The following is a 9,493-nucleotide window of genomic DNA, read 5'->3' on the forward strand; positions in this document are numbered from 1 at the left end:
ATGCACGCCCGCGGCCGCCTTCGCCAGCGTGCGCAGCCCCGGCGCGTGCGTGAGGAAGTTCGCCAGCCACGGCATGCGCCCCCCCACGCGCGCCCAGAACATCACCAGGCCAAAGGCATACGCGTGCCGGGGACGCAGCCGGCCACGGTAGTGGTGGCTGAGGAACTCCGCCTTGTACGTGGCCATGTCCACGTTCACCGGGCAGTCGGACTTGCAGCCCTTGCACGCCAGGCACAGGTCCAGCGCCTCCTTCACGTGCGGGCTCCTCCAGCCCTTCTCCACCACGTCGCCGCGCAGCATCTCGAAGAGCAGGTGCGCGCGGCCGCGCGTGGAGTGCTTCTCCTCGTGCGTCACCATGTAGCTGGGGCACATGGTGCCGCCGTCCGTGCGCCGGCACTTGCCCACGCCCACGCAGCGCGTGGTGGCGCGCGCGAAGCTGCCCCGGTCCTGCGGGAACTGGAAGTGCGTGCGCGGCTCGGCGGGGGCGTAGCGCGGGCCCAGGCGCAGGTTCTCGTCCAGCCGGTACGGGTCCACCACCTTGCGCGGGTTCATCCCGCCCTCCGGGTCCCACAGCCGCTTGAACTCGCCGAAGGCGCGCACCAGCTCCTCGCCGAACATCCTGGGCAGCAGCTCCGCGCGGGACTGGCCGTCGCCGTGCTCGCCGGACAGCGAGCCGCCGTGGCGCACCACCAGGTCCGCCGCCGTCTCCACGAAGCGGCGGTAGCGCGCGACGCCCTCGCGCGTGCTCAGCTCGAAGCTGATGCGGCAGTGCAGGCAGCCCTGGCCGAAGTGGCCGTAGAGCGACGCCTGGTAGCCGAAGCGGTCCAGCAGCGCGCGGAACTCCCGCATGTACACGCCCATGCGCTCCGGCGGCACCGCCGAGTCCTCCCACCCGGGCCACGCGTCCGGCTCGCCCGGGATGAACGCCGTGGCGCCCAGGGCGGACTCGCGGATCTCCCAGAGGAGGTGCTCCTGGTGCTTGTCGTCGAAGAGGCTCATGGACGGCGCGTGGCCCCGCGCCTTCAGCCGGTCCATCAGCGCGTGCGCCTTCGCGTCCGACTCCTCCCTGGAGTCCCCGCCGAACTCCACCATCAGCCAGCCCTCGCCGTCCGGCAGCAGCGGCAGGTCCTCGACGTGCAGGTGCTTGCGCTTCATCCCGTCCAGCAGCTTCGCGTCCAGGCCCTCCAGGCCAATGGGCCCCGCCTCCACCACCTCCGGGACGTCGTCCGCGGCGGAGAACACGTCCGGGTAGCCCAGCACCAGCAGGGAGCGGGCCTTCGGCTCCGGCACCAGGTTCAGCGTGGCCTCCAGCACGGTGACGCAGGTGCCCTCGGTGCCCACCAGGGCGCGCGCGACGTGGAAGCCGTTCTCCGGGAGCAGCTCGTCCAGGTTGAAGCCGGACACGCGGCGGGGGATGTGCGGGAACCTGGCGCGGATGAGGTCGGCGTAGCGGTCGCGCAGCGCCTTCATGCCCCGGTAGAGCTCGCCCACGCGGCCGGGCTCGCGCACCAGGCGCGCCAGCTCCGCGTCGGACGTGCGGCCCACGCGCAGGCGCACGCCGTCGTAGGTGAGGACGTCCAGGGACTCGGTGTTGTCCGCCACGCGGCCGGCCATCTGCGCGTGCACGCCGCAGGAGTTGTTGCCCAGCATCCCGCCCAGCGTGCAGCGGTTGTGGGTGGCGGGGTCCGGGCCGAAGGTGAGGCCGTGGCGCTTCACGGCCTCCGTGCGGAGCACGTCCAGCACCGTGCCCGGCTGCACGCGGGCGAGCCGCCGCTCGGGGTCCAGGTGCAGCACGCGGCCCAGGTGCCGGGAGAAGTCCAGCACCACCGCCACGTTGCACGTCTGGCCCGCGAGCGCCGTGCCGCCGCCCCGGGACGTCAGGGGCGCGCCGTACTGCCTGCACAGGCGCACCGCCTCCACCACGTCCTCCACCGAGCGCGGATACACCACGCCCAGCGGCACCTGCCGGTAGTTGGACGCGTCCGTGGCGTACAGCGCGCGCTCGCCCGCGTCGAAGCGCACGTCGCCGCGCAGCCGGCGGCGCAGCTCGCGCTCCAGGCCCGCGACGTCCACCTCCCTGCGCTCGCGAGGCGTGACGGCGCGAGGACGGCGCACGTGGCGCAGGGTGTCCAGGAAGGTCGTGGTCATGGGGAGGCTCCCACCGCGAAGCGGGCGGCGTCCGCCCGTTTGAGCTCCAGCCCGAGTCCGGGCCGGGAGAGGTCTGGCGCCAGCGCGCCGTCCACGGGAGGCGGGACGCCGTCGAACAGCATCCGCTCCAGTCGCGCGTGGTCATGGAAGTACTCCATGTGCACCAGCCGCCGCGCGGCGCAGGCCACGTGCAGGTGCAGGGCCGGGGCGCAGTGCGCGGACAAGGGGACGTGGAAGGCCTCCGCCAGCGCGTCCGCCTGGAGGAAGCCGGTGAAGCCCAGGCAGCGCGTGGCGTCCGCCTGGAGCACGTCCACCGCGCCCGCCTCCAGCATGCGGCGGAAGTACAGGCCACTGTCGCCGTACTCGCCCGCGGCGATGTCCAGCCCCGCGGCCCGCCGTCGCGCACGCGGCGCAGGCCGGCCAGGTCGTCGCTGGAGACGGGCTCCTCCAACCAGGACACGCCGGCCTCGCGGAAGTCCCTTGCAAGCGCCAGCGCCTGCTTCACGGTGTACGCGCCGTTGGCGTCCACGAAGAGCGCGGGCCCGGGGCCCAGGGCCTCGCGCGCGCCGCGCACGCGGGCGGGGTCCGCGTCCGCATGGGTGCCCACCTTCATCTTCACGCGGGGGATGCCCGCCGCCGCCCAGCCCGTGAGCTGCGCCTGGAGCTGACGGTCCGTGTAGCTGGTGAAGCCGCCGCTGCCGTAGAGGGGCGCGGCGGGGCGCGCCTGGCCGAACAGCCGGACGAGCGGCACGCCCAGCAGCTTCGCCTTCAGGTCCCAGAGCGCGGTGTCCACGGCGGACAGCGCCCGGGCCGCGAGCCCGCTGGAGCCCAGGTTGCGCACCCGGCGCAGCAGGGACGCCATCCGCGCCGGGACGTTCCAGGCGTCCTCCCCCTCGAGCAGCGGGGCGAGCGTGTCGCGGAGCAACGCCGCGCCGGCCGCGGCCGCGTAGGTGTAGCCCAGCCCGCGCTGGCCGCCCGCCATGGGCTCCACGAGCAGCAGCGTGGTGGACGTCCAGGCGAAGGTGCCGTCGGACTCCGGCTGGTCCGTGGGCACGGTGTACGCGGAGACGTCGACCCGCTCGATGGGCGCGGCGGCGCTGTCATGGCGGACGGACGACGGCATCACGCTCCTTCGGCTCCCAACGGCCTGACGGCTTCACGGTGAAGCTAGGCGCGGGACGCGGGATGGCAGCGAGCCCGGGCCTCTCGCATGCAAGCTGTCCGGGAGCGGAACCGGGCGCTCCATGAACCCGGGCGGCCGCGGCCGTCACCGTGGCGGGGGGCCACGACGCGCCCGCGTCTCCCGCGCGCGAGCGGCCGTTCCTAGCTTGAGACCGGAGGGCCAGAAGGCGCGGAAGGCGAGGGCGTCCGCCGCCGGCGGGTCGAAGCCGCGAGGTGGGGGCCGCTCGGGGGGAACGGGCATGCGAGGAGGACGCAGGCGGACCCAGGCCATGGACCGGGCGGTGGAGTCCTGGAACCTCGTGCGCGACGCCGTGCTGCCTGGGGCGCTCGCGGGGACCCTGGGCGCCTTCGCGATGGGGGTGCTCGCCTGCGCGTTCTCAGGCGTGCTGCACGGCGAGCCCTGGCGGCCGGCGCTCCTCGTGTCAGGCCTGTTCTTCCGCGATGGCTCGGCCCACGGGGCCCTCGGGGTGCTGCTCGGGCTGTTCATCCACTTCGCCATGGCGGGTGGGCTCGCCACGGGCTTCGCGCTCCTGCTCCCCCGCCGGGGCACCGCCGTCGCGGCGCTCTGCCTGGGCGTGCTGTACGGCATGGGGGTCTGGCTGATGATGACGCGGCTCATGCTGCCCTTCGGCTCGCCGCCGCTGGCCCGCGAGGACGTCTCCGCGCTGCTCCTCCTGCCGCACCTCGCCTTCGGAGCGGCGCTCGGCATGGTGCCCGTCTTGCGAGGCGTCCTCACCCGCGCGGACCGGCTGCGGCGCCGCCTCCAGCTCCTGAAGCAGCAGGCCTGAGCCCCTCCCTCCGGCAGCCAGGCGGGCGGGCCCTCGCTCCGAGTGGCGGGTGCCCGGCGTGCATAACGTCAGTCATATGAGCAAGGAAGCGGCCCCGAGCATCCTCATGCGACTGCGCTCCACGCGCCTGGCGGAGAAGCTGGGCACGAGCTACTGGCTCATCCCCGCGCTCTGCGTGGCGGCGGCCATCGCCCTGTCCTCCGGGGCGGAGGCGCTCGACGCGCGGCTGCCGCAGACGGAGCAGGCCTGGTACCTGTTCCGCGGCGGGCCGGAGGGCGCGCGCTCGGTGCTCTCCGCCGTGTCGTCCTCGATGATGACGTTCTCCGGCCTCGTCTTCTCCGTCACCATCCTGGTGCTCCAGCAGGCCAGCAACCAGTACTCCCCCCGCATCCTGCGCACGTTCCTGAGCGACCGTCAGAGCCAGCTCACGCTGGGCATCTTCGTGGGCACGTTCGTCTACGCCCTGCTGACCCTGCGCGGCGTGCGGGGGACGTCCGAGGAGCTGCACATCGAGGCCCACGTGCCGTCGCTGTCCGTCTGGCTGGCCTTGGTGCTCGTGCTGCTCTCCGTGGGGGCGTTCATCTTCTTCATCCACCACGTCGCCCAGTCCATCCGCGCCGTCGTCATCCTGGGCCGCATCTACGACGAGACGTGCGCCACGCTGGAGCGGATGTATCCGGAAGGGGTGGGGCAGGACACGCGCGAGCCGGAGCTCCAACGGCCCCTGGCGCCGCCCTCGCTGGTGGTGCCCCTCAGCAAGCCCTCCGGCGCGCTCGTCACGGTGGACGAGGCCCGGCTGATGGCCTGCGCGAAGAAGGCGGACGTGATGGTGGGCCTGGTTCCGATGATGGGTGACTTCGTGCCGCACGGCGCGCCGCTCTTCGAGGTGTGGGGCGACGCAGGGAAGCTGGACGTGAAGGCCCTGACGGACGCGGTGAGCACGGGCCCGGAGCGCACGCTCCAGCAGGACACCGCGTTCGGCATCCGCCAGCTCGTGGACGTGGCGGAGCGGGCCCTGTCTCCCGGCATCAACGACCCCACCACGGCGGTGCAGGCCATCGACCCGCTGCACGACCTGCTGCGCCGCATGGTGCACCGGCGCTTTCCCGCGCCCTCGCGCAAGGACGACGCCGGCACGCTGCGGCTGCTGTGCCCCCGGCCGGACTGGGACACCTACGTGCGGCTCGCCGTGGATGAGATCCGCCTCTTCGGCGAGGGGGACCTCCAGGTGGCCCGGCGCCTGCGCTTCCTCGTGACGGACCTGCTGAGCGTGGCGCCGGCCTTCCGGCGGGAGGAGCTGGAGCGGCAGCTGCGCCTGCTGGACGCCAGCATCGAGCGCTCCTTCCAGGACGCGAGCGACGCCGTCATGGCCCGCCGCCCCAGCCCCCAGGGCCACGGCCCCATCTGAAGCCAGCCCTACGGATTCACCGGCCCCGCGGGCTCCGGCGGCCTCGCGCTCCTCGGGTCCGCCATGGCTCCCGGCAGGGCCTCCACCTGAAACGGCCCCGGAGGAATCGTGGGCCGGAAGCGCGTGCGCGTCTCCAGCACGCACACCGCCAGCAGCACCGCCACGAACACCACCGACGTGAGCAGCACCAGCCCGTTGCTCGCGCGCTGCTCGCGCAGGTGCATGTAGAACAGGGCAATCAGCAGCCCCTTCGCCCCGGCGATGAGCAGCGCCACCGGCAGCGACCACGCGCCGTGCGGCAGCGTGTGCAGCCCGTACGTCAGCGCCGTCAGCGCGAGCAGCGCCCCGCCCACGAGCAGCACGCCGGCCACGCCCAGCTGGCGCCCGGGCTTCTCCACCACGTCCTCGGCCACGGGCCCGCTCCTCATGACAGGTACAGGATGGGATAGACGAACAGCCAGATGACATCCACCAGGTGCCAGTACATGCCGCCCAGCTCCACCGGCGTCGCGTACGCCGGCCCGAACGCCCCCGCCGCGGACCGCACGCCCAGCACCGTCAGCACGCACACGCCCACCGTCACGTGCAGCGCGTGGAAGCCCGTCAGCAGGTAGTACAGCGTGAAGAAGAGGCTCGCCCCCACGCGCGGCACCTCCTTGAACCGGTACGCGTCCCCCGGCAGCCCGCCCTCCTTCACGTGGTGCGCGTACTCCACGCCCTTCACCGCCAGGAACACCACGCCCAGGAGCGCCGCCGCCAGCAGCAGCGCGCCGCCCAGCCCCGGCCGGGCCCCCCGCACCGCGTGCACCGCGAGCGCCACCAGGATGCTGCTCGTCACCAGCAGGAACGTGTTCAGCGTGCCCAGCCCCACCTCCATCGTGAGCTGCGCGGCGCGGAACGCCTCCGGGTACACCGAGCGATACACGCCATAGGCCGTGAACAGCCCCGCGAACAGCAGCACCTCCGTCGCGATGAAGACCCACATGCCCAGGTACGCCGCCTGCTTGCGCGCGTCCTCGGAGCCCCAGTGCCCGGTGACGGCCTCAGGCGGCATGCGGCACCTCCTCCCGCGCGTACTCGTGCGGGCCGGTGGGGTACTCGGGCGTGGCGTGGAAATTGTGCGTGGGCGGCGGGGAGGCGCTCCTCCACTCGAAGCCCTCGCTGCCCCAGGGGTTGTCCCCCGCGACCTCACCGTGGCGCAGGCTCCACGCCAGGTAGGCCGCGATGGCCAGGAACCCGAACGCCAGCAGGGACGCGCCCGCCGTGGACGCCACGTGCAGCGACTGGAAGTGCGGCGGATAGTCCGCGTACCGCCGGGGCATCCCCAGGTTCCCCAGCAGGAACTGCGGCACGAACGTGGCGATGAAGCCGAAGATGATCAACACCGCCGCGCCGTTGGCCAGCTTCGCGGGGAAGCACCGCCCGAACATCTTCGGGAACCAGTAGTGCAGCGCCGCCAGGAACGCCATCACCGTGGCCCCCACCATGATGAAGTGGAAGTGCGCCACCACCGAGTACGTGTCGTGCCAGTGCAGGTTCAGCGACGTGGTCGCGTACGCCACGCCAATCATCCCCCCGAAGAAGAGGAAGAACATGAACCCCAGCGTGTAGATGAGCGGCGACTCGATGGCGATGGAGCCCCGGTAGAGCGTGCCCAGCCAGGAGAAGATTTTTATGGCCGTGAAGATGGCCACCAGCATGGACATGGCGCCGAACGCGCCGGAGCCGAAGGTGGACTGGCCGGACGCGAACATGTGGTGGCCCCAGGTGAAGAACCCCACGAACGCGATGCCCAGCGTGGAGTAGACGATCATCCGGTAGCTGAAGGCGTTCTTGCGGCTGAAGGCGCTCACCGCCTCGCTGATGACGCCCATGGACGGCAGCACCATGATGTAGACGGCCGGGTGGCTGTAGAACCAGAACAGGTGCTGGAAGAGGATGGGGTCTCCGCCGCGCGCGGGGTCGAAGATGCCCGCGCCCACCACCCGCTCCAGCGCCACCAGCAGCAGCACCATGCCCAGCACCGGCGTGGCCAGCACCTGGATGATGGCCGTGCCGTAGACGGCCCAGACGAACAGCGGCACCTTCATCCACGTGAGGCCCGGCGCCCGCAGCGTGTGCACCGTGGCGATGAAGTTGAGCCCGGTGAGGATGGTGGAGAACCCGATGATGAACACGCCCACCAGCACCGGCAGCACCGCCGTGCCCGTGGTGGTGCTGTAGGGCGTGTAGAAGGTCCAGCCCGTGTCCGCGCCGCCCTCGAACATGCCCCACAGCGTGACGCTGGCGCCCAGCACGTAGAGGTACACGGACGCCAGGTTGAGCCGGGGGAAGGCCACGTCCCTAGCGCCAATCATCAGCGGCACCAGGAAGTTGCCGAAGGCGGACGGGATGGCCGGAATCATGAACAGCCACACCATGGTGACGCCGTGGAGCGTGAACATCCGGTTGTACGCCAGGTGCCCCATGACGGTGCGGCCCGGCGTGAGCAGCTCGATGCGCAGCGCCAGCGCGAACAGGCCGCCCAGCAAGAAGAAGAACAGCGTCAGCCCCAGGAACATCACCCCGATGCGCTTGTGGTCGTGCGTCGTGAGCCACGACCACACGGTGCGTCCGTCCGACAGGTAGGACTCAGCGGCCGGTGGGGACATAGACGGGCTCCTCGGCCGCGGTGACGCCCGGGCGCAGGGGACGCAGGGACTTGATGAACTCCACGAGCGCGCCGGAGTCCTCCGCGCTCAGCCGGCCGTGGTAGCCCGGCATCACGGGCGCGTAGCCGGCCACCACCTTCGCCAGCGGATCCATCATGGACTCCGTGAGGTACGCCTCGTCCGCGAGCACGGCGCCGCCGCCCTCCAGCGGCTCTTTCCGGCCGTACAGCCCCAGCCACGTGGGGCCGATGTGCGGCGCGCCCGTCACCGTGTGGCATTGCAGGCAGCCCTGCGCGGCGGCGACGCGCTCCCCCCGCACGGCCATGGACTCCGGGCGCGGCGCCGGGCAGCGCGGCCACGGGGAGGGTGCGGCGCTGCGCGTCCTGCCACGCCTCGAAGTCCGCGGGCGGCAGCACCACCACCTCGCCGCGCATCACCGAGTGGTCCAGCCCGCAGTACTCCGCGCACAGCACCGGGTGGCGGCCGGGCTTCGGCGCCTCGAACCAGAGGTCGGTGTAGCGGCCGGGCAGCGCGTCGCGCTTCATGCGGAAGTCCGGTACGTAGAAGGAGTGGATGACGTCACGCGAGGTGAGCAGCAGCCGCACGGGCCGGCCGCGGGCACCACCAGCGTGTCGATGGCGCTGGGGCCCCCGGGATAGGTGAACTTCCACATCCACTGCTTGCCGGTGACGTACACGTCCAGCGAGTCCTGGGGCGGGCTCATCACCCAGACGAACTGCTGGAAGCCCAGGACGAACCAGAGCAGGAACAGCGACAGGGGCACGCCGATGAACAGCGCCTCCATCCACGGGGCCGCCACCACGCGCGGCGTGGCGTCCGACTCCGTGCGCCGGCGGTAGCGCACCAGGAAGAAGAGGCCGACGGCGCCAATGCCCAGGGCCACCGCGAGCGTGGTGAGCAGCAGGACGAAGTGCAGGTGGTCCACCTTCACGGCGAAGGTGGAGCCCTGCTCCGGGAGGAAGAAGAGGCGGCGCAGCAGCTCGTTCATCGCGCGCCCCCTTCGGCTTCGGAGAGCAGCTGCCGCATGGCCGCGTCGATGGGCTGGTGGATGACGCCCGCGTCCACGTCCACCCAGCCGTAGCCCTCCAGCCGCTCGCGCTGCCGGGCCTTGAGCGCGTCCGCCCTCCGGTCCAGCGAGAAGGGGGGCTGGTCCAGCATGCCAATCTGCTGGGTGCCCGGGGGCACCGGGAGGTCCCGCTCGGCGCCGGGGCGCCAGAGGACCCACAGGGCCCAGGCCGCGACGCTGGCCGCCGCGAGCAGCGCCAGCGCCACGGCGCCGACGCGCAGCAGCACGC

11 protein-coding genes and 2 pseudogenes are annotated in these 9,493 nt (G+C 72.3%); 3 read left to right on the top strand and 10 right to left on the bottom strand.

Features of this window, described 5'->3' with window-relative positions; genetic code table 11:
* From ACLEQD_RS29760 to ACLEQD_RS29770, 3 genes and pseudogenes are all read right to left on the bottom strand, one after another.
* Nucleotides 1–2,148 (bottom strand): FAD-binding and (Fe-S)-binding domain-containing protein (locus ACLEQD_RS29760; protein WP_410388688.1); only part of this gene is annotated, 2,148 nt, incomplete at its 3' end.
* A complete protein-coding gene (locus ACLEQD_RS29765) occupies nt 2,145–2,480 on the bottom strand; it encodes an enolase C-terminal domain-like protein (RefSeq protein WP_410388690.1) in 336 nt (111 codons plus the stop codon). The genes ACLEQD_RS29760 and ACLEQD_RS29765, both read right to left, overlap by 4 nt.
* 125 nt (nt 2,481–2,605) lie before the next feature.
* Nucleotides 2,606–3,130, bottom strand: a pseudogene (locus tag ACLEQD_RS29770) (enolase C-terminal domain-like protein); the annotation flags it as partial.
* Between ACLEQD_RS29770 and ACLEQD_RS29775 the strand changes: the two are divergent.
* From ACLEQD_RS29775 to ACLEQD_RS29785, 3 genes are all read left to right on the top strand, one after another.
* A complete protein-coding gene (locus ACLEQD_RS29775; RefSeq protein WP_410388692.1) occupies nt 3,129–3,299 on the top strand; it encodes a hypothetical protein in 171 nt (56 codons plus the stop codon). The pseudogene ACLEQD_RS29770 and the gene ACLEQD_RS29775 overlap by 2 nt on opposite strands.
* Nucleotides 3,300–3,599: 300 nt before the next feature.
* Nucleotides 3,600–4,118, top strand: a complete 519-nt coding sequence (locus ACLEQD_RS29780) for a hypothetical protein (protein ID WP_410388694.1) — start codon at nt 3,600–3,602, stop codon at nt 4,116–4,118.
* A 106-nt stretch (nt 4,119–4,224) separates the two neighbouring features.
* Complete coding sequence (locus ACLEQD_RS29785; RefSeq protein WP_410388696.1) at nt 4,225–5,526, top strand: DUF2254 domain-containing protein; 1,302 nt, start codon at nt 4,225–4,227, stop codon at nt 5,524–5,526.
* Nucleotides 5,527–5,534: 8 nt separating this feature from the next.
* Here ACLEQD_RS29785 and ACLEQD_RS29790 read toward each other — a convergent pair whose 3' ends face one another.
* From ACLEQD_RS29790 to ACLEQD_RS29820, 7 genes and pseudogenes are all read right to left on the bottom strand, one after another.
* Entirely contained in the window at nt 5,535–5,939 is a 405-nt protein-coding gene (locus ACLEQD_RS29790) for a cytochrome C oxidase subunit IV family protein (RefSeq protein WP_410388698.1), read from the bottom strand.
* An 11-nt stretch (nt 5,940–5,950) separates the two neighbouring features.
* Nucleotides 5,951–6,580 (bottom strand): cytochrome c oxidase subunit 3, encoded by a 630-nt coding sequence (locus ACLEQD_RS29795; RefSeq protein ID WP_410388700.1) that lies wholly within the window; start codon nt 6,578–6,580, stop codon nt 5,951–5,953.
* Nucleotides 6,570–8,177, bottom strand: coding sequence for a cbb3-type cytochrome c oxidase subunit I (locus ACLEQD_RS29800; RefSeq protein ID WP_410388702.1), 1,608 nt, complete (start codon nt 8,175–8,177; stop codon nt 6,570–6,572). The genes ACLEQD_RS29795 and ACLEQD_RS29800 overlap by 11 nt, the downstream gene beginning before the upstream one ends.
* On the bottom strand, nt 8,158–8,502 hold the full coding sequence (locus tag ACLEQD_RS29805) for a c-type cytochrome (RefSeq protein WP_410388704.1): 345 nt from the start codon (nt 8,500–8,502) through the stop codon (nt 8,158–8,160). Before ACLEQD_RS29805 ends, ACLEQD_RS29800 begins: the two co-directional genes overlap by 20 nt.
* Nucleotides 8,503–8,665: 163 nt before the next feature.
* A pseudogene (locus ACLEQD_RS29810) lies at nt 8,666–8,752 on the bottom strand (hypothetical protein); the annotation flags it as partial.
* Nucleotides 8,719–9,186 carry a hypothetical protein gene (locus ACLEQD_RS29815; RefSeq protein WP_410388706.1) on the bottom strand — a complete coding sequence of 156 codons (468 nt, stop codon included), beginning with the start codon at nt 9,184–9,186 and terminating at the stop codon, nt 8,719–8,721. The pseudogene ACLEQD_RS29810 and the gene ACLEQD_RS29815, both read right to left, overlap by 34 nt.
* Nucleotides 9,183–9,493, bottom strand: a 311-nt coding sequence (locus ACLEQD_RS29820) for a hypothetical protein (RefSeq protein ID WP_410388708.1), incomplete at its 5' end; no start/stop codon positions are given. The genes ACLEQD_RS29820 and ACLEQD_RS29815, both read right to left, overlap by 4 nt.

It is taken from the genome of Corallococcus sp. 4LFB, from assembly GCF_046520365.1.
GTDB lineage: Bacteria > Myxococcota > Myxococcia > Myxococcales > Myxococcaceae > Corallococcus > Corallococcus caeni.

What these genes read in the sequence shown, in the direction of transcription:
- ACLEQD_RS29785 (WP_410388696.1), top strand. Translation starts at nt 4,225, where the DNA reads ATGCGACTGCGCTCCACGCGCCTGGCGGAGAAGCTGGGCACGAGCTAC.
- ACLEQD_RS29805 (WP_410388704.1), bottom strand. Translation starts at nt 8,502, where the DNA reads ATGGCCGTGCGGGGGGAGCGCGTCGCCGCCGCGCAGGGCTGCCTGCAA.
- ACLEQD_RS29775 (WP_410388692.1), top strand. Translation starts at nt 3,129, where the DNA reads ATGGGCTCCACGAGCAGCAGCGTGGTGGACGTCCAGGCGAAGGTGCCG.
- ACLEQD_RS29795 (WP_410388700.1), bottom strand. Translation starts at nt 6,580, where the DNA reads ATGCCGCCTGAGGCCGTCACCGGGCACTGGGGCTCCGAGGACGCGCGC.
- ACLEQD_RS29800 (WP_410388702.1), bottom strand. Translation starts at nt 8,177, where the DNA reads ATGTCCCCACCGGCCGCTGAGTCCTACCTGTCGGACGGACGCACCGTG.
- ACLEQD_RS29780 (WP_410388694.1), top strand. Translation starts at nt 3,600, where the DNA reads ATGGACCGGGCGGTGGAGTCCTGGAACCTCGTGCGCGACGCCGTGCTG.
- ACLEQD_RS29765 (WP_410388690.1), bottom strand. Translation starts at nt 2,480, where the DNA reads ATGCTGGAGGCGGGCGCGGTGGACGTGCTCCAGGCGGACGCCACGCGC.
- ACLEQD_RS29815 (WP_410388706.1), bottom strand. Translation starts at nt 9,186, where the DNA reads ATGAACGAGCTGCTGCGCCGCCTCTTCTTCCTCCCGGAGCAGGGCTCC.